Below are 17,683 nucleotides of genomic sequence, written 5' to 3' on the forward strand. Positions count from 1 at the left end.
CGCCGGTGGCCACGCTCGGGCCGTGGCGGCCGGTCGCGGCGGCGGGTGCGCTGGTCGTCGTCGCCGCGGCGCTGCCCGGTGGCCACGCTCGGGCCGTGGCGGCCGGTCGCGGCGGCGGGTGCGCTGGTCGTCGTCGCCGCGGCGCTGGTGGTTCCGGTCGTCGCACTCGCCGACTGGCTGCTTGCCGCGGGACCGCGCTGGGATGCCGGTGAGTGGTCGGCCGCGGTGGTCTCCACGCTGTGGCTGTCGGCGGTGGCGGCGGTGGTGTGCACGGTGGCGGCTTTGCCGCTCGGCGTGCTGGTGGCGCGGTACCGCAGTCCGGTGACCCGGACGCTCGAGGGGGCGAGTTACGTGGCGCACGGGCTGCCGGGGATCGTCATCGCGATCGCCATGGTGTCGGTCGGCGTCGTGGCGTTGCGCCCGTTCTACCAGCGTGAGCCGCTGCTGATCCTGGCTTACGCCGTGCTGTTGGTGCCGGTGGCCGTCGGGTCGGTCCGGGCCGCGATCGAGGCGACGCCGGTGCGGCACGAGGAGGTGGCCCGCTCGCTGGGTCGCGGGCCGTTCGCCGCGTTCGCCTCGATCACCGCCCGCGGCGCCGCGCCGGGCATCGCCGCGGGTGCGGCGCTGGTGCTGCTCACCTGCATGAAGGAGTTGCCGATCACGCTGCTGCTGCGGCCGACCGGCACCGACACGATGGCCACCCGGCTGTGGACCTACAGCTCGGTCAGTGACTACGCGTCCGCGGCGCCGTACGCGGCCGCGCTGGTGGTACTCGCCGCGCTCCCGACGGCCGCGATCGGCCTGTGGAGTGCGCAGGTGGTGGAGGTGCGTGACACGTGAGTGCGGGAGACCAACCGATGCCGGGCGCCGCAGGTGTGCGCATCCGCGGGCTGGGCAAGTCGTTCGACGGGCGGCGGGTGCTGTCCGGTCTGGACCTCGACGTGGCCGCGGGCACCATCGGCGCGGTGCTCGGCCCGTCGGGCTGCGGCAAGACGACGCTGCTGCGCATCGTCGCCGGCTTCGAGGAACCCGACGCCGGAACGGTCGGCGTCGGAGACGGGATCGTGTGCGGCGACGGCGCGGCGGTGCCCGCCCATCGGCGCCGGATCGGCCTCATGCCGCAGGAGGGTGCCTTGTTCCCGCACCTCAGCGCCGCGGAGAACATCGCGTTCGGGCTGCCGAGGCGGCGGCGCGCCGAGGCGGCGGACACCGTTGCGCACTGGCTCGATGTGGTGGGACTCGACGGCAGCGGCGACGCCCGGCCGCACGAGCTGTCGGGCGGGCAGCAGCAGCGGGTGGCGCTGGCCCGTGCGCTCGCCGCGCGGCCAAGGGTGGTGCTGCTCGACGAGCCCTTCGCGGCGCTCGACGCCGGGCTGCGCACGCGGGTGCGCGAGGACATCGCCGCGATCCTGCGGGACACCGGCACCACGGCCGTACTCGTCACCCACGATCAGGCCGAGGGACTCTCGCTCGCCGATTCCGTGGCGCTGCTGATGAACGGGCAGATGGTGCAGGCCGGCACGCCGGCCGAGGTCTACGACCGGCCGCGGACCCTGGCGGCCGCCCGGTTCGTCGGTGCGGCCGTCGAGATCGGTGGCGAGTGCCGCGGCGGTGTGGTGCGCACCGTGCTGGGAGCCCATCCGACGCGGATGCCGGTCGACGACGGCGACGTGGTCGTCGTGCTGCGGCCCGAACAGCTGCGGCTGACCGAGGACGGGGCGCCTGCGGTGGTGACCGCGCACCGGTTCTACGGCCCGGACAGCTCGGTGCACGTCACGCTCGCGGACGGTACGCCGCTGGTGGTGCGCCGCATCGGCGACGTCGACGTCGCGCCGGGTCAGCCGGTCAGCGTGAGCGTGGCGGGCACCGTACTGGCGTACCCGTCACCAGCCGGTGGGCAGCGGATGGCCCTCGGCGAAGCCGGCGGCTGACTGCACGCCGAGCACCACCTTGTCGTGCAGTTCGGGAAGCGTGGTGGCACCGACGTAGGTGCAGGTGCTGCGGACCCCGGAGGTGATGTGGTCGAGCAGGTCCTCCACCCCGCCGCGGGACGGGTCGAGACCCATCCGCGAGGTCGAGATGCCCTCTTCGAAGAGACCCTTGCGTGCGCGGTCGAACGCGCTGTCGGCGGAGGTGCGCGCCGCGACCGCACGCTTGGAGGCCATCCCGTAGCTCTCCTTGTACGGCCGGTCGTCCCGGTCGCGCATCAAGTCGCCCGGCGACTCGTAGGTGCCGGCGAACCAGGACCCGATCATCACGTTGGCGGCGCCTGCGGCCAGTGCGAGCGCGACGTCCCGCGGGTGCCGCACCCCACCGTCGGCCCACACGTGAGCGCCGAGGTCCCTTGCGGCGGCGGCACATTCGACTACCGCTGAAAACTGCGGGCGGCCGACGCCGGTCATCATCCTGGTGGTGCACATGGCGCCGGGGCCGACGCCGACCTTGACGATCGACGCACCGGCGTCGATCAGGTCGCGGGTGCCCTCGGCCGACACCACGTTGCCCGCCGCCAGCGGCACGCCGAGGTCCAGCGCCGCGACCGCGCGGATCGCGTCGAGCATCTTGACCTGGTGGCCGTGGGCGGTGTCGATCACCAGCACGTCGACGCCGGCCTCGACCAGCGCGCGCGCCTTGGCCCCGACGTCGCCGTTGATGCCGACCGCGGCGGCGATCCGCAGCCGGCCCTTGGCGTCGACCGCGGGGGAGTAGATGCCCGCACGGATGGCGCCGGTGCGGGTCAGCACACCGGCCAGCGTGCCGTCGGGCCCGGTCAGCACCGCCACACCGACGGCGGCGTTCTCGAGCAGGTCGAACACCTTGCGGGGCTCGGTGCCCACGGGCGCGGTGACGAAGTCGGTGACCGCGATGTCGCTCACCCTGGCGAACCGGTCCACCCCGACGCAGTCGGCCTCGATGACCAGCCCGACCGGCCGGCCGTCGTTCACCACGACCGCGGCGCCGTGCGCCCGCTTGTGGATCAGCGCGACGGCATCGGACACCGAGTCGTCCGGCGCGAGGGTCACCGGGGTGTCGACCACCAGGTCGCGGCTCTTGACGAAGTCGACCGTCTCCCGCACCGCCGAGATCGGCAGGTCCTGGGGCAGGACGACGATGCCGCCGCGGCGGGCCACCGTCTCGGCCATCCGGCGTCCGGCCACCGCGGTCATGTTGGCGACCACCACCGGGATGGTAGTGCCCGACCCGTCGACGGTGGACAGGTCCACGTCGAATCGGGACGCCACTTCCGAGCGGCCCGGAACGACGAACACGTCGTTGTACGTCAGGTCGTACGGCGGCCGGTGGTCGTGGAGGAAGCGCACGCCCCCGAGTCTAATGACCGTCGAGACTGCGGTGAGATCGCGTTTCGGCCCGATGCCGCGATCTGGCAGCAGCCTCGGCGGTTGTCTAGGCCTCGACCTCGCTGTGGTCACCGCTCCACAGCGTGTGGAACCGCTTGTCGCGGTCGGCGTCGATGCGCCCGTAGGTGTGCGCGCCGAAGAAGTCCCGCAGCCCCTGGGTGAGCGCCGCGGGCAGCCGCTCGGTGCGCAGTGCGTCGTAGTAGGACAGCGCCGAGCTGAAGCCGGGAATCGGAATGCCCAGCTGGGTCGCGGTCACCACGACGCGGCGCCAGCTGTCGATCGCGGCTTCGATCGCGTCGCGGAAGTACGGGTCGACGATCAGGGTGGGCAGGTCGGCGTCGTTGTCGAAGGCGTCCTTGATGCGGTTGAGGAACTTCGCCCTGATGATGCACCCGCCGCGCCAGATGGTCGCCATGTCGCCGGGGGTGATGCCCCAGTCGTACTCGGCGCTGCCGGCCTGGATCTGGTTGAAGCCCTGGGCGTAGGCGATGATCTTCGACGCGTACAGCGCCTGCCGGATGTCCTCGGTGAACTGCTCTGCGTCCGAGGGCTTTCCGCCGAGGTCACCGGAGGCCAGGCCGGTGGTGGCCTTGCGCTGGGTCACCGAACCCGACAGCGCGCGGGCGAACACCGCCTCGGCGATACCGGTGACGGGGACACCGAGATCGAGGGCGGACTTCACCGTCCAGCGGCCAGTGCCCTTCTGCTCGGCTTCGTCGAGGATGACGTCGACCAGCGGCTTGCCCGTCTTGGCGTCGTCCTGGCGCAGCACCTTCGCGGTGATCTCGACCAGGAAGCTGTCCAGGTCACCCTTGTTCCACTCGTCGAACACGTCGGCGATCTCGCCTGCGCTCTTGCCGAGGCCGTCGCGCAGCAGCTGGTAGGCCTCGCCGATCAGCTGCATGTCGGAGTACTCGATGCCGTTGTGCACCATCTTCACGAAATGGCCTGCGCCGTCGGGCCCGATGTGGGTGCAGCACGGCACGCCGTCGACGTGCGCGGAGATCTCCTCGAGCAGCGGACCCAGTGATTCGTAGGATTCCTTTGGGCCGCCCGGCATGATCGACGGTCCGTTGAGGGCGCCTTCCTCACCACCGGAGATGCCGGCGCCTACGAAGTGCAGGCCGCGCTCGCGGATCGCCTTCTCCCGACGGATCGTGTCGGTGTAGAGCGCGTTGCCGCCGTCGATGATGATGTCGCCTTCCTCCATCGCGTCGGCGAGCTCGTTGATCACGGCGTCGGTCGGGTCGCCGGCCTTGACCATGATCAGCACCCGGCGCGGCTTCTCCAGCGCATCGAGGAATTCGCGGATCGTCTCGCTACGGACGAAGTTCCCGTCCGACCCGTGCTCGGCGAGCAGGGCGTCGGTCTTGGCGACCGAGCGATTGTGCAGCGCGACCGTGTAACCGTGTCGGGCGAAATTGCGGGCGATGTTGGATCCCATCACCGCCAGCCCGGTGACGCCGATCTGAGCCGTACCGGTGGTGCCCGAGTTGGTCATGCGGCAGCCTTTCGTCGATTTGTGGACAGAGAACGCTTCTTCGAGCGCGATGCATCCCTCGGCGCTGAATCTAGGTGGTGAACAGCCGGTGGAGTTCGGTCAGCCACGGCACGGCCACGGCCACGGTGGGCACCACCAGCACGGCGACCGCGGCGAGATAGGCAGTCGCGGCCAGCAGCGGGCTGTTGGGCCGACCGGCGAGGCGCCGGACCCGGATCACCGTCGTCGGACCACCCGCCGCGAGCGCACCCGACGGGGTACGGCCGGATGCGCAAGCGACAAGGGCGCGGGCCAGGGGAGTGGGTCCGGCCGCGCGGACCGCGGCGTCATCGGCGAGCAGTTCGATCAGCAACCGGACGGCGTCGAGGGCGCTGCCGCTGCGGACGAACCGAGGAAAGGCGGCGTGCACGGCGGTGAACATCTCGAGCACCAGGTCGTGCCTGGCGCGCAGGTGGGCGCGTTCGTGGGTGAGGATCGCCGCGATCTCGTCGCCGGCGAGCGTGGTCAGGGTGCCGTCGCTGACCACCACCCGGCTGCGCATGCCGGGCAGGCAGTACGCCATCGGCTGTGCGACGTCGAGGATCCGCAGGTCGGCCGTGCCGCAGACGTTGTCGGGCATTGCGGTGCGCGGCATGTCCAGCAGGTCGACCATCATCCGGTGGTGGGCGCGCCGACGGCGGGTGGCGATCGCCACCTCCAGCACCGAGACGATCAGCCGGGCGCCGATGAGCAGCGTGAGCGCGAAGACGAAGACCAGCAGCAGCCACATCGGCCAGCCCAGGACAGCGATCTCACTGGTGATGGTGGCGGTGGGTCGGCCGTCGGGGCCGGGAACGAACAGCCGGCTCGCGATCGCGATCCCGGCGCTGAACGCCGACAGCACCGCGGCGAGCACGATCGACTGCCAGAGCACGATGGCGGCCCGCGGCGCCCGCATCGGCCAGGACGCCCGCGCAAGCATTGCCGGCACCGGTCCGATCAGGACCAGCGCGACGATGGTGAAGGCCAGCGCGGACACGCTGTCAGTCTCCCTCAGCCGGTACCGGGATCGCCAGCCGGCGACGTCAATCGATGCTTGGTCTCCAATTCGGCGAGCGCACGCCGCAACGCGGCGGCCTCGCCGGCGCCCACCCGCTCGACGAAGTGCACCAGTGCGGCCTCGCGGCTGCCGGAGTCGGTGACCTGGTCGAGCGCGTCGACCATCAGGCCCGCGACCAGCTCGTCGCGGCCGTGTGTGGGGGCGTAGCGGTGCGCCCGGTCGTCGCGGTGCTGCACCACGAGGTTCTTCTTCGCGAGCCGTTGGAGCACGGTCATGATCGTGGTGTACGCCAGATCACGCCGCGCCGACAGTGCCTCGTGCACCTGCCGAACGGTTTGGGGCTCCGGAGCGGACCAGAGGTGATCCATCACCTCACGCTCGAGCTCCCCTAGACGCGTCAACTTGGCCATGTTCCGTTCACTCTCCTGAGCAGTAGGTCAAGGGTACTACGGACGTACTACCGTGCGTCGTATCCATCGCCGAAGATGAACCCCATCTTCTGTGCGTCGCATTCCGGCCGAGGTCAACGGCCTCGCCCCGCCGCCCTGTGAAACGGCTCACAGGCGACGGCCGATGTTGCCTGGTCACTATAGTAAGGCTAACCTAACCCGAGACGACGACGCCCGGGAGGTGCAGTGACGGTACTGATCGACGATCCGCTGATCGCAGGCATGGCCATCAGGCGGACGATGCCGTTGCACGAGTCATCCCGCCGGCTGCGCGAGCTCTACCCCGAGTGCCCCCGCGTATACGGCGTGGCCGTGATGGGCGATCTCTCCCGGCGCAGGTGGTGGCCCCTGGCCGAGGCGCTCACCACCGAGCGGCTGCAGGTGATGTTCGACATCGCGGCCTCCGAGACGGGGAACCGGGCAGTGGTCGCCCAGCAGTTGGCGGCGACGCTGGCCCATGTGGTCATCGGCCGCGTGGTGCCGCTGGTGGTGCTCGAGGGCCGGGCGTGGGACACCGGACTGGAGAACCTCTGGGTGCACGTGGACTCCGAGGGCGCGATCGACTGGGTGGGCGTGGTCGACCCGACGCTGCGGGCGCTGCCCGACGACCCTTATTTCGGCGCTTGCCGCGGCCGGATGGCCCGTGGCGCGGGGGACGGCATCGTCGCCCTGCCGAACGAGGCCGCGTTGACGACCTGGATCGCCCACCGCAGCCACCGCACCCTCGCGCCGCTGTTCACTCGGCTGGTGCAGATCAGTGGCGGGGCCATGACGGAGGCGGCGATGTGGCACATGGTCGGCGCCGCCGTGGTCAGTGCCGCCACCCAGGTGCCCATGCTGGCCGGCTCGAGCGAGTTGACGAGCATGCGCCGCGGCCAGGCCGTGCTGGACGCGCTGGTCGGATTCGGCCTCCCGGTCCGTGGCGCCGCCCGGACTGGTCGAGGGAAGGGCTTGCTTAATTAGGGCAGCCTTGCCTATTCTCTAGGCACGAGGCAAACGGACCGCGCCGGAGTCCTGAGGGCTGCAGAGACCCCCGGTCCCCTCGAGGGCGGGTCCCGCGCAACAGTGCGGGACCCGCCCGAATCTTCTTGTGCGGTCGACGTGTAGACATCGTTGAGTGAGCACAGAATTGCCGGCCGGTCTCGGCGAGGGTTTCGATACCGAGTTGGGCGTGACCTACCTGGAGATGACGCCCGACGGCGGCCGCGCGCAGCTGACCATCACCGACAAACTGCTGCAGCCCTGGGGAATCGTGCACGGCGGGGTCTATTGCGCGGTGATAGAGAGCCTGGCGAGCGTCTCCGCCCACGTGTGGCTCTCCGAGAACGGCGGCGGAACCGTGGTCGGCGTCAACAACAACACCGACTTCCTGCGCGCCTTGCGGTCGGGCACGGTGACCGCGGTGTCCACTCCGATCCACCGCGGCCGCCGCCAGCAGCTGTGGCTGATCACGATCACCGATGAGACCGACCGGATGGTCGCCCGCGGTCAGGTGCGTCTGCAGAACCTGCCCGACGCCTGACCCCGCCGCCGTCGAGCGCTGCTGAGCGCGCCGCGCCGTGGCAGGATCGCGCACTATGCGATTGACCCCGCATGAGCAGGAGCGGCTGCTCATCTCCTATGCCGCCGAACTGGCGCGGCGCCGGCAGGCCCGGGGGCTGCGACTGAACCACCCCGAGGCCGTCGCCGTCCTCACCGACCACCTGCTCGAGGGTGCGCGTGACGGACGCACCGTCGCGGAACTGATGGTCAGCGGACGCGACGTGTTGTCCCGGGAGGACGTGATGGAGGGAGTGCCCGAAATGCTCGAGGACGTTCAGGTGGAGGCCACCTTCCCGGACGGGACGAAGCTGGTCACCGTCCACCACCCGATCCCGTGACCATGATCCCGGGAGAGATCGTGCACGGCGACGGCGACATCGAGATCAACGAGGGCGCCGAGCGGGTGTCCCTCGACGTCGTGAACACCGGCGACCGGCCCGTGCAGGTGGGCAGTCACGTGCACCTCCCGCAGGCCAACGCCGCACTCGACTTCGACCGGCAGGCCGCCCGCGGCCATCGGCTCGACATCCCCGCGGGCACCGCGGTGCGGTTCGAACCGGGTGTGGCGCAGACGGTGTCGGCGGTGCCGTTGCGGGGGACCCGCGAAGTGCACGGGCTCAGCCTGACCCCGCCCGGTCGGATGGACGACCGATGAGCGCTTGCGCGAAGAGCGGGGAGAACCGATGAGCGGCCTGTCGCGGTCCCGGTACGCCGCGCTGTTCGGGCCGACCACGGGCGACCGGATCCGGTTGGCCGACACCGACCTGTTCGTCGAGATCACCGAGGACCGCAGCGGCGGACCGGGACTGGCCGGTGACGAGGCGGTGTTCGGCGGCGGCAAGGTGCTGCGGGAGTCGATGGGCCAGGGCCGCGCGACCCGCGCCGACGGCGCCCCCGACACGGTGATCACCGGCGCGGTGATCATCGATCACTGGGGAATCATCAAGGCCGACATCGGTATCCGCGACGGCCGCATCGTCGCGATCGGCAAGGCCGGCAACCCCGACATCATGGACGGCGTGCACCGCGACCTGGTGGTCGGGCCGTCGACCGAGATCATCGCAGGCAACGGCCGCATCCTCACCGCGGGCGGGATCGACTGCCACGTGCACTTCATCTGCCCGCAGATCATGGGCGAGGCGCTGGCCGGCGGCATCACCACACTGATCGGCGGCGGCACCGGCCCGGCGGAGGGCAGCAAGGCCACCACGGTCACCCCCGGCGCCTGGCACTTGGCCCGCATGCTCGAGGCGCTGGACTCCTGGCCGATGAACATCGCGCTGCTCGGCAAGGGCAACACCGTCAGCGCGGAATCGATGTGGGAGCAGTTGCGGGGCGGTGCATCGGGTTTCAAGCTGCACGAGGACTGGGGCTCGACCCCGGCGGCCATCGACGCGTGCCTGCGGGTGGCCGACGCGTCCGGGGTGCAGGTGGCGCTGCACTCCGACACCCTGAACGAGGCCGGGTTCGTCGAGGACACCGTCGGCGCGATCGCGGGCCGGTCCATCCACGCGTACCACACCGAGGGCGCCGGCGGCGGGCACGCACCGGACATCATCACGGTGGCCGCCGAACCGTACGTGCTGCCGAGCTCGACCAATCCGACCCGGCCGCACACCGTGAACACCCTCGACGAGCACCTGGACATGCTGATGGTCTGCCATCACCTCAACCCCAGCGTCCCTGAGGATCTCGCCTTCGCCGAGAGCCGCATCCGGCCGTCGACGATCGCCGCCGAGGACCTGTTGCACGACCTGGGTGCGATCTCGATGATCGGCAGCGACGCCCAGGCGATGGGCCGCATCGGTGAGGTGGTGCTGCGCACCTGGCAGACCGCGCATGTGATGAAGCGCCGCCGTGGCGCTCTGGCGGGGGACGGTTCGGCGGACAACAACCGGGTGCGCCGCTACGTGGCGAAGTACACCATCTGCCCGGCCGTGGCCCACGGGCTGGACCACGAGATCGGCTCGGTCGAGGTCGGCAAGCTCGCCGACCTGGTGCTGTGGGAACCCGCCTTCTTCGGTGTCCGGCCGCACGCGGTGATCAAGGGCGGGATGATCGCGTGGGCGGCGATGGGCGACGCGAACGCGTCGATCCCCACGCCGCAGCCCGTGCTGCCGCGCCCGATGTTCGGCGCCGACGCACGTGCCGCTGCCGCCACCTCGGTGCACTTCGTGGCGCCTCAGGCGATCGAGGACAGACTGGCCGACCGGCTGGCGGTCAGCCGGCGCCTCGTCGCGGTGGGCGATGTGCGCGGTGTCGGCAAGACGGACATGCCGCACAACGACGCCATGCCCCGCATCGAGGTCGACCCGGACACCTTCACGGTGCGTATCGACGGCGACGTCTGGCAGGAACAGCCTGCCGCCGAACTGCCGATGGCCCAGCGCTACTTCCTCTTCTAGCGCATGACTGCCCTGACCACCCTGCTGACGCTGGCGGACTCACGGCTGCCCACCGGAGGGCACGTGCACTCCGGCGGCGTCGAGGAGGCCGTCACCGCCGGGCTGGTCTTCGACCTGGCGACGCTGCGCGCATACCTGGTGCGGCGCATCAGGACCCATGGCCTGGTGACCGCGTCCCTGGCGGCCGCCGTCCACACCGGTACCTGCTCGGTGGTCCAGGCCGACCGCGAAACCGACGCCCGCACACCGTCGCCCGCCGCGCGGGCGGCATCGCGTGCCCAGGGCCGCGGGCTGCTGAGGCTGGCGCGCCGGGTGTGGCCGGACACCGACTGGCAGCCGCTCGGAGTCAGGCCGCACCTCGCTGTCGCAGCCGGCGCGGTGGGCGCGGCGAGCGGTCTGAGCGCCGAGCACACCGCGGTGTCGGTGGTGTACACGACCATGACCGGATCGGCGACCGCCGCGCAGCGACTGCTGGCGCTGGATCCCGGTGACGTCGCCGCCGTGACCTTCGCGCTGTCGGCACTGTGCGACCAGACCGCGGCGGCGGCCGCCAAGGAACTCGCCGAGCTGTCCGATCCGATGCTCGACGTGCTCGCCGAGCGGCACGCCCAGCGCGAACGACCGTTGTTCTCCTCGTAACTCCACTACCGATAGGCGTTGTATGCCACCGCATTTCCTGGACGGCCAACCGCACGACCACCGCGACCGCCCGCGACGCGAACGAACGCCGGGGGAGCCGCTGCGGATCGGTGTCGGCGGACCCGTCGGCTCCGGCAAGACCGCACTGGTGGCCGCGCTGTGCCGACAGCTGCGCGACGAGCTGTCGCTGGCCGTGCTCACCAATGACATCTACACCACCGAGGACGCCGACTTCCTGCGCCGCAACGCCGTGCTCCCCGACGAGCGGATCGCCGCGGTGCAGACCGGCGGCTGTCCGCACACCGCGATCCGCGACGACATCACCGCCAACCTCGACGCCATCGACGACTTGATCGCCGCGCACCATCGTCCGGACGCCCGCCTCGACCTCATCCTCGTGGAGTCCGGCGGTGACAACCTGACCGCCACCTTCTCCTCCGGACTGGTCGACGCGCAGATCTTCGTCATCGACGTGGCCGGCGGGGACAAGGTGCCGCGCAAAGGCGGACCCGGCGTCACCTTCTCCGATCTGCTGGTGGTCAACAAGACCGACCTGGCGCCGCTGGTCGGCGCGGACCTCGACGTGATGCGCCGCGATGCGGCCAAGGTCCGCGGCGACCGTCCCACGGCGCTGATCTCGCTGACCGAGGACCCGACCGCGGGCCCCGTGCTGGCCTGGGTCACCGAACAACTGCGCGCGCCGGTGTCCGCGCCTGCGCCATGAGGTCCGACGTCGCGATCATCGCCTGCCCGGGACGTCCGCCGCGACTGGAGTGCAGCGGGGGATTGGCCGCCCGGCGCACCGGTCCCGACACCGTGCACCTGGTGTCGGCGGCCGCCACGCCGCTGGGCGGCGACCTGATCTCCGTGCGCATCGTCGTCGAACCCGGCGCCCGGCTGCAGGTGCGCACCGCCGCGGCGACCATGGTGCTGCCCGGACCCGGCACGCCGGAATCGACGGCCCACTGGGACATCGAGTCAGCGGGCGAGTTGGACGTCGACCCGCAGCCGACCGTCGTGGCCGGTGCGTCGAGGCATGTCACGCTCACCCGGCTGCGGTTGACCGGAGCGGGGCGCATCCGGCTGCGTGAACGGATCCAGATCGGCAGAACCGGTGAGCGCCAAGGCTTCTGGTCCGGGTCCATGCACGCCGACCTGGACGGCGCACCGATGTTGCGGCATCGCATCGAGCTTGGCGACGACACCGTCGCCGACGACGTCCTCGGCGCGCCGCGCGCATGCGTGAGCGAACTGTCCTACCCGGACCGAGCACCGGCGGCCAACGGCACCGAGCTCGCCCTGGCCGTCGGCGGTTGGCTGACCACCTGGCAGGGGGAGCGGCTGACTAGCTAGCCGCCTGCTCCCTCTCCCGTTCGGTCTCGGTCACCGCCGCCGCTATCTCCTCGAGTTCCTCGATGCGCGTACGGGCGTAGGCCTGCTGTTCGGTGATGGTCAGCTGTCCGCGGTTGCGGCCGAGGAACGTCACCGTCCACGACAGCAGCGTGACGATCTTGGTCTTGAAGCCGACCAGGTAGACCAGGTGCAGCACCAGCCACGCCAGCCATGCGATGAAGCCGCCGAACTCCAGCGGGCCGACCTTCGCCACGGCGTTGAACCGCGACACAGTGGCCATGGAGCCCTTGTCGAAGTACTCGAACGGTTCGCGGAACGCCGGGTTGGCGCCCTTGACCTCGTTCTTGATCAGCCGCGCGGCGTACTTGCCGCCCTGGATCGCGCCCTGGGCCATGCCGGGCACGCCTTCGACGGCCGCCATGTCGCCCACCACGAACACGTTCGGGTGGCCGGGCAGCGACAGGTCGGGCTGCACCTTGACCCGGCCTGCCCGGTCGAGTTCGACGCCCGATTGTGCAGCGAGGTCCTTGCCGAGCGGGCTCGCCGAGACACCGGCGGACCACACCTTGCACGCCGATTCGATGCGCCGCACGCTGCCGTCGGGATCCTTGACGGTGATGCCGTTGCGGTCGACGTCGGTGACCATCGCGTTGAGCTGGATCTCGACGCCCATCTTCTCCAGGCGGGCCTTGGCCTTGTTGCCCAGCTTCTCGCCCATCGGCGGCAGCACCGCGGGCGCGGCGTCGAGCAGGATCACCCGCGCCCTGGTGGAGTCGATGTGGCGGAACGTGCCCTTGAGGGTGTGGTCGGCCAGTTCGGCGATCTGACCCGCCATCTCGACGCCGGTGGGCCCGGCGCCCACCACCACGAAGGTCAGCAGCTTCGCGCGGCGTTCGGGGTCGCTGGACCGCTCGGCCTGTTCGAACGCGCCGAGGATCCGCCCGCGCAGCTCGAGCGCGTCGTCGATCGACTTCATGCCGGGCGCCCACTCGGCGAAGTGGTCGTTGCCGAAATATGACTGGCCCGCGCCCGCGGCGATGATCAGGCTGTCGTACGGCGTCGCGTAGTCGTGGCCCAGCAGCTCCGAGTGCACGAGCTTGTTCTCGAGGTCGACGTGGGTGACGTCGCCGAGCAGCACCTGCGCGTTCCGCTGCTTGCGCAGCACCACCCGGGTTGCGGGCGCGATCTCGCCCTCGGAGATGATCCCGGTCGCCACCTGGTACAGCAGCGGCTGGAACAGGTGGTGGGTGGTGCGCGCGATCAGCTTGATGTCGACGTCGGCACGCTTCAGGGTCTTGGCGGCGGTCAATCCGCCGAACCCCGACCCGACGATGACGACCTTGTGCCGGTCGGACACGGTGGCTCCGGGGTGGCTCATCTGCAACTCCTCGACGAACGTCTACTCGTTCAGTACAACCACTAGGCTAGTGGGCGGGCATCCCGCAGGCGCGGTGAGATAGCGCACCGCACCGACTGTTTACCCAGCCAGCATCGGCTTCAACGCGGCGGCGACATCCGTTATGCGCCCGGGGTGGTACCCGTCGATGTTGGTGACCGGGCTCAGGATGACGCCGTCGACCCCCGCGTCGAGCACCTTGGTCTTGACCTGTTCGGCGATCTGCTCGGCGCCACCGAAGGCCACCCGGTCCTTGAAGTCGTCGGGAATCATGTCGGCGGTGACGTTGTCGTCGATCAGGGCCATCACGAGCATGCTGGTCTCGAGCGTCGCCGGGTCGCGGTCGATCTTCTCGCAGGCTTCCTTGACGACCTGGACCTTGCGTGGCAGCTCGTCGAAGCCCGCGATGATGTTGAGGTGGTCGAAGTGCCTGGCCGCCAACGGAATGGTCTTCTTCTCGCCACTGCCGCCGATCATCAGCGGGATGTGGTCGCGCAGGCGCGGCTCGGCCATCGCGTCCTGGGTGCGGTAGTACTTGCCGTTGAACGTCGGCCGCTCGCCGGCGAGCATCGGCAGGATGATCTGCAGCGCTTCGCCGAGCTTGTTGAACCGGTCGGTGAAGGTGCCGAACTCGTAGCCGAGCTGGTCGTGCTCGAGCTCGAACCACCCGGTGCCGATGCCGAGGATTGCGCGGCCCTGACTGATCACGTCGAGCGTGGTGATGGCCTTGGCCAGCAGCGTCGGATTCCGGTAGGTGTTTCCGGTGACCAGCGTGCCGAGCTGGACGCGCTCGGTTGCCGTGGCCAGGCCGCCGAGCGCGGTGTACGCCTCGAGCATCGGCTGGTCGGGGGTGCCCAGGCCGGGCAGCTGATAGAAGTGGTCCATCACGAAGACCGAGTCGAAGCCGGCGGCCTCGGCTTCCTGGGCCTGCGCGATGACGGTGGGGAAGATCTCGGCGACGCCGGTGCCGTAGGAGAAGTTGGGGATCTGGAGTCCGAGTCGAATCGTCACTCCGTCGACCCTAACCCGCTAGCCGAAGTTCGCCAGTGCACCCCGGCTGACATGCAGTGTCTGCCCGGTGATGTGGCGTGCCGCAGGCGTACTGAGGAACAGCGCCAGCCGGGCGAACTCCTCGGCGACCGACGGCGGGGTGGTGCTGAGGCCGTCGTAACCGGCGTCTGCGCTGCGGCCCGAGGCCACGGCATTGACGGTGATGCCGCGGGTGCCGAAGTAGCCCGCCTGACCGGCGGTCCACTCGCTCAGAGCGGCCTTGACCGCGGCGTCGGCACTGCCGGGTCGCGCACTCTCCGGCACGACGTTGACGATCGAGCCGCCCGAGCGCAGGTGGTCACCGACGATCTGGGTGGTGAGCACGGCCGACAGCACGGTGGTGTCGAGCGCCGCGCGCCACGCCGCCGCCGTGTCGGCGAGCGAGAACGTCCGGGGGTCGCCGGGCTGCCAGCCCGGTGCGGGGACGTTGATCAGGGCGTCGAGGTGGTGCGGGAACAGTCCGCGCGCGTCCTCGATGCTGGCCGGGTCGGTGTTGTCGAACAGGATCGAGTCGACGTCGAGCTCCTTGGCGGCGACCTCGAGGTCGTCGCGGCGTGCCCCGGCGATGACCACGGTGTGGCCCTCGGTGCGGAAGCCGGCCGCGATCGCGCGTCCCAGATCGGTGTCGCCTCCGGTGACCAGCACGTCCATCGGTTGACCTCCTCGTCGCGGGTGATCCGCGCGCGGTGGCGCGCCGATCAAGCGCCGATGTTACTGGACAGTAGCTAGCCCGGGAAATCCGACGCGCGAGCGACGCGGCACATGTCGGTAACGGTGGTGGTCAGCGATGCGATTCACTGGGCAGACCGCCCTTCGAGCGATGAGCCAGGGCGGCCACCGGGACCGGCGTGGCGCCCCGGGGAGCTGCTATGTCAGCAATCTATCAAGAATGCATTGAGCTGCATCGATTCGATCACAGCAATCGCTCATCAGAGCACTTTTTAATCAACTCACACTTGCGTCACGGCGGTAACACGGTAGTTTCTTCTCCATGGTGCAGCCGGACGCGACTTCCGCACGACGACGTAAGGGTCTCTCGACGACGCTGGCGCTCGCGGCCTCGACGAGTATCGCCGTGGCGGTGCTCACCCTGCCGATCGCCAACGCTCAGCCTGAGCCCACGCCGCCGCCACCCCCACCGCCTCAGGGCAACACGTTCATCGGACAGCCGCCGCCCCCGCCCAACGCGCCGCCGCCTCCTCCCGCCGATCCGAACGCGCCGCCGCCTCCGCCGGCCGACCCCAACGCGCCTGCGCCGCCGCCCGCGGACCCCAATGCGCCGCCGCCTCCGCCGGCCGACCCCAACGCTCCGGCGCCGCCGCCCGCGGATCCCAATGCCCCGCCCGCGCCCGAGGCCGGCCGGGTCGACAACGCCGCGGGTGGTTTCAGCTACGTGGTGCCGGCCGGCTGGAAGGTCTCGGACGCCACGCAGCTGTCCTACGGCCAGGCGCTGCTCAACCGGATCGCGCCCGAGGGTGCCGAGCCGCCGAGCGACACCAGCGTGCTGCTCGGCCGGTTGGACCTCAAGCTCTTCGCGGGCGCCGAGGCCGACAACACCAAGGCCGCACAGCGTCTCGCGTCCGACATGGGTGAGTTCTTCATGCCCTTCCCGGGCACCCGGCTCGGTCAGGAGACCGTCCCCCTCGACGCTGCGGGCATGCCCGGTGTTGCGTCGTACTACGAGGTGAAGTTCACCGACGCCGCCAAGCCCACCGGACAGATCTGGGCCGGCGTCGTCGGCCAGCCCACTCCCGCGGGCACCCCGCGCGGGCAGCGCACCCCGGAACGCTGGTTCGTGGTCTGGCTCGGCTCGGCGAACAATCCCGTCGACAAGGGCGCCGCGGTGGCACTGGCCAACTCGATCCGGCCGTGGTCGCCGCCGCCGCCCCCGCCGGCCGACGCCCCGCCGCCTCCGCCCGATCCCAATGCGCCTCCGCCGGACCCGAACGCCCCGCCGCCGCGGCCGGGTGTGGGAGTCGCGGTGCCGGTCGATCCGAACACGGCACCGGAGATGCGCCCGCCGTCCTGATCAAGAGCTGACCCGGAACGGGCGTCGCACACGTCGAGCGATCGACCGCGGCGCCCGTTCGGCATGCTCGGGCCTGTCACTGCGGCGACTCTGCGCGCAGGGCGCGATAGTGCGAGTGATGACCGCTCAGGACGCAGCTTCAACGGTGCGCCCCGCCGGGGCGTCTCGACTACATGGACAGGTGCCACACCAGCGCCGCGGCGAGCGCGCCCAGCCCGTTGAGCGACCAGTGCAGCGCGATCGGCGCGAGCAGGCTGCCGCTGCGACGGCGCAGCCAGGTGAAGACGAATCCGGCTATCCCGGTCGCCACGACGGCCAGCACCACCCCGGCAACGGTGCCCCACATCCCGGCGCCGAACAGTCTGGTGAAGCCGACGTTCTCGCTGGTCAGGCCGAACGACGTGGCGATGTGCCACAGCCCGAACAGCAGCGACCCCGCGGCGGCGACGCCGCGGAACCCCCAGGCCCGGGTCAGCGCGCCGTGCAGCACGCCGCGGAACGCCAGCTCCTCGGGAATGACCGTCTGCAGTGGGATCACCACCATCGAGGCGATCAGCGCACCGGAGATCGTCGCGTAGTTGTTGTTCATGAACATCGGCCGCGTCCACGGCAGCAGCGCGCCGATGGCGATCACCGTGAGCACGAGGCCCACCGCGGCGGCCGCGTAACCCGCGCCGGAACGCCAGTGCTCACGGCCGAGGCCCAGTTCGGTCCAGCCGAGGCCACGGGCGCGCACCAGCAGCATCAGCCCGACCGCGGCCGCGGGCACCGTCGCGATGCTGGCCCACGGCGTCGTGAAGTGCGCGACGAGATTGGTGACCACCAAGACCGCCACCACCACGGCGATGTCCACGTAGACGTGGATGCCGCGCGGCGCGGTGAGGTCGGCGTCGGCCGGCGCCGCGGCAAGGTCGGTCATTT

At 70.6% G+C, this 17,683-nt stretch carries 19 protein-coding genes; 11 read left to right on the forward strand and 8 right to left on the reverse strand.

Annotation, left to right across the window (positions count from 1 at the left end; all coding sequences use genetic code 11):
• Together H7I41_RS06860 and H7I41_RS06865 are read left to right on the forward strand one after the other, a co-directional pair.
• On the forward strand, nt 1–840 hold an 840-nt coding region (locus H7I41_RS06860), incomplete at its 5' end, for an ABC transporter permease (RefSeq protein WP_308214590.1).
• Between the two features lie 17 nt (nt 841–857).
• Nucleotides 858–1,931, forward strand: a complete 1,074-nt coding sequence (locus H7I41_RS06865; RefSeq protein WP_264011912.1) for an ABC transporter ATP-binding protein — start codon at nt 858–860, stop codon at nt 1,929–1,931.
• Here H7I41_RS06865 and H7I41_RS06870 read toward each other — a convergent pair.
• From H7I41_RS06870 to H7I41_RS06885, 4 genes are all read right to left on the reverse strand, one after another.
• Entirely contained in the window at nt 1,884–3,320 is a 1,437-nt protein-coding gene (locus tag H7I41_RS06870; RefSeq protein ID WP_264011823.1) for a GuaB1 family IMP dehydrogenase-related protein, read from the reverse strand. The two genes, H7I41_RS06865 and H7I41_RS06870, sit on opposite strands and share 48 nt — an antisense overlap.
• Nucleotides 3,321–3,405: 85 nt before the next feature.
• Nucleotides 3,406–4,860, reverse strand: a complete 1,455-nt coding sequence (gene gnd, locus H7I41_RS06875; protein WP_264011824.1) for an NADP-dependent phosphogluconate dehydrogenase — start codon at nt 4,858–4,860, stop codon at nt 3,406–3,408.
• Nucleotides 4,861–4,930: 70 nt separating this feature from the next.
• Nucleotides 4,931–5,878, reverse strand: coding sequence for a M56 family metallopeptidase (locus tag H7I41_RS06880; protein ID WP_264011825.1), 948 nt, complete (start codon nt 5,876–5,878; stop codon nt 4,931–4,933).
• A gap of 14 nt (nt 5,879–5,892) precedes the next feature.
• The gene (locus H7I41_RS06885; protein WP_264011826.1) at nt 5,893–6,309 is read right to left on the reverse strand and encodes a BlaI/MecI/CopY family transcriptional regulator; all 417 of its coding nucleotides are present in this window, start codon (nt 6,307–6,309) and stop codon (nt 5,893–5,895) included.
• A gap of 225 nt (nt 6,310–6,534) precedes the next feature.
• Here H7I41_RS06885 and H7I41_RS06890 point away from each other — a divergent pair, with 225 nt between their 5' ends.
• The 8 genes from H7I41_RS06890 to H7I41_RS06925 all read left to right on the forward strand — a co-directional run bounded on the left by H7I41_RS06890 (nt 6,535) and on the right by H7I41_RS06925 (nt 12,287).
• Nucleotides 6,535–7,311: an iron reductase gene (locus H7I41_RS06890; RefSeq protein WP_264011827.1), complete on the forward strand. Its 777-nt coding sequence runs from the start codon at nt 6,535–6,537 to the stop codon at nt 7,309–7,311.
• A 154-nt stretch (nt 7,312–7,465) separates the two neighbouring features.
• Entirely contained in the window at nt 7,466–7,870 is a 405-nt protein-coding gene (locus H7I41_RS06895; RefSeq protein ID WP_264011828.1) for a PaaI family thioesterase, read from the forward strand.
• Between the two features lie 55 nt (nt 7,871–7,925).
• Nucleotides 7,926–8,228, forward strand: coding sequence for an urease subunit gamma (locus H7I41_RS06900; protein ID WP_264011829.1), 303 nt, complete (start codon nt 7,926–7,928; stop codon nt 8,226–8,228).
• A gap of 2 nt (nt 8,229–8,230) precedes the next feature.
• Nucleotides 8,231–8,545, forward strand: coding sequence for an urease subunit beta (locus H7I41_RS06905; protein WP_264011913.1), 315 nt, complete (start codon nt 8,231–8,233; stop codon nt 8,543–8,545).
• Between the two features lie 28 nt (nt 8,546–8,573).
• Entirely contained in the window at nt 8,574–10,295 is a 1,722-nt protein-coding gene (locus H7I41_RS06910) for an urease subunit alpha (protein ID WP_264011830.1), read from the forward strand.
• A 3-nt stretch (nt 10,296–10,298) separates the two neighbouring features.
• Nucleotides 10,299–10,934, forward strand: coding sequence for an urease accessory protein UreF (locus H7I41_RS06915; protein WP_264011831.1), 636 nt, complete (start codon nt 10,299–10,301; stop codon nt 10,932–10,934).
• 22 nt (nt 10,935–10,956) lie between these two features.
• Nucleotides 10,957–11,658, forward strand: coding sequence for an urease accessory protein UreG (gene ureG, locus H7I41_RS06920; RefSeq protein WP_264011832.1), 702 nt, complete (start codon nt 10,957–10,959; stop codon nt 11,656–11,658).
• Nucleotides 11,655–12,287, forward strand: coding sequence for an urease accessory protein UreD (locus H7I41_RS06925; protein WP_264011833.1), 633 nt, complete (start codon nt 11,655–11,657; stop codon nt 12,285–12,287). Before ureG ends, H7I41_RS06925 begins: the two co-directional genes overlap by 4 nt.
• Here the strand turns inward: H7I41_RS06925 and H7I41_RS06930 are convergent.
• The 3 genes from H7I41_RS06930 to H7I41_RS06940 form a co-directional block, all read right to left on the reverse strand.
• Nucleotides 12,280–13,665 carry a type II NADH:quinone oxidoreductase Ndh gene (locus H7I41_RS06930; RefSeq protein WP_264011834.1) on the reverse strand — a complete coding sequence of 462 codons (1,386 nt, stop codon included), beginning with the start codon at nt 13,663–13,665 and terminating at the stop codon, nt 12,280–12,282. The two genes, H7I41_RS06925 and H7I41_RS06930, sit on opposite strands and share 8 nt — an antisense overlap.
• 99 nt (nt 13,666–13,764) lie before the next feature.
• Nucleotides 13,765–14,694, reverse strand: coding sequence for an LLM class F420-dependent oxidoreductase (locus tag H7I41_RS06935; RefSeq protein ID WP_264011835.1), 930 nt, complete (start codon nt 14,692–14,694; stop codon nt 13,765–13,767).
• 18 nt (nt 14,695–14,712) lie between these two features.
• Entirely contained in the window at nt 14,713–15,384 is a 672-nt protein-coding gene (locus H7I41_RS06940; protein ID WP_264011836.1) for an SDR family oxidoreductase, read from the reverse strand.
• Nucleotides 15,385–15,724: 340 nt separating this feature from the next.
• Here H7I41_RS06940 and H7I41_RS06945 point away from each other — a divergent pair, with 340 nt between their 5' ends.
• Nucleotides 15,725–16,762, forward strand: coding sequence for an alanine and proline-rich secreted protein Apa (locus H7I41_RS06945; protein WP_264011837.1), 1,038 nt, complete (start codon nt 15,725–15,727; stop codon nt 16,760–16,762).
• A gap of 169 nt (nt 16,763–16,931) precedes the next feature.
• Here the strand turns inward: H7I41_RS06945 and H7I41_RS06950 are convergent, their stop codons facing one another.
• The gene (locus H7I41_RS06950) at nt 16,932–17,681 is read right to left on the reverse strand and encodes a CPBP family intramembrane glutamic endopeptidase (RefSeq protein ID WP_264011838.1); all 750 of its coding nucleotides are present in this window, start codon (nt 17,679–17,681) and stop codon (nt 16,932–16,934) included.
• Nucleotides 17,682–17,683 lie beyond the last annotated feature (2 nt).

The organism is [Mycobacterium] manitobense, assembly GCF_025821665.1.
Lineage (GTDB): Bacteria > Actinomycetota > Actinomycetes > Mycobacteriales > Mycobacteriaceae > Mycobacterium > Mycobacterium arseniciresistens.

Excerpts from the sequence above, each read along its gene's own strand:
- H7I41_RS06945 (WP_264011837.1), top strand. The coding sequence starts at position 15,725 with ATGGTGCAGCCGGACGCGACTTCCGCACGACGACGTAAGGGTCTCTCG.
- H7I41_RS06910 (WP_264011830.1), top strand. The coding sequence starts at position 8,574 with ATGAGCGGCCTGTCGCGGTCCCGGTACGCCGCGCTGTTCGGGCCGACC.
- H7I41_RS06905 (WP_264011913.1), top strand. The coding sequence starts at position 8,231 with ATGATCCCGGGAGAGATCGTGCACGGCGACGGCGACATCGAGATCAAC.
- H7I41_RS06950 (WP_264011838.1), bottom strand. The coding sequence starts at position 17,681 with ATGACCGACCTTGCCGCGGCGCCGGCCGACGCCGACCTCACCGCGCCG.
- H7I41_RS06925 (WP_264011833.1), top strand. The coding sequence starts at position 11,655 with ATGAGGTCCGACGTCGCGATCATCGCCTGCCCGGGACGTCCGCCGCGA.
- H7I41_RS06915 (WP_264011831.1), top strand. The coding sequence starts at position 10,299 with ATGACTGCCCTGACCACCCTGCTGACGCTGGCGGACTCACGGCTGCCC.
- H7I41_RS06930 (WP_264011834.1), bottom strand. The coding sequence starts at position 13,665 with ATGAGCCACCCCGGAGCCACCGTGTCCGACCGGCACAAGGTCGTCATC.
- H7I41_RS06900 (WP_264011829.1), top strand. The coding sequence starts at position 7,926 with ATGCGATTGACCCCGCATGAGCAGGAGCGGCTGCTCATCTCCTATGCC.
- H7I41_RS06940 (WP_264011836.1), bottom strand. The coding sequence starts at position 15,384 with ATGGACGTGCTGGTCACCGGAGGCGACACCGATCTGGGACGCGCGATC.
- H7I41_RS06865 (WP_264011912.1), top strand. The coding sequence starts at position 858 with ATGCCGGGCGCCGCAGGTGTGCGCATCCGCGGGCTGGGCAAGTCGTTC.
- ureG (WP_264011832.1), top strand. The coding sequence starts at position 10,957 with ATGCCACCGCATTTCCTGGACGGCCAACCGCACGACCACCGCGACCGC.
- H7I41_RS06885 (WP_264011826.1), bottom strand. The coding sequence starts at position 6,309 with ATGGCCAAGTTGACGCGTCTAGGGGAGCTCGAGCGTGAGGTGATGGAT.
- gnd (WP_264011824.1), bottom strand. The coding sequence starts at position 4,860 with ATGACCAACTCGGGCACCACCGGTACGGCTCAGATCGGCGTCACCGGG.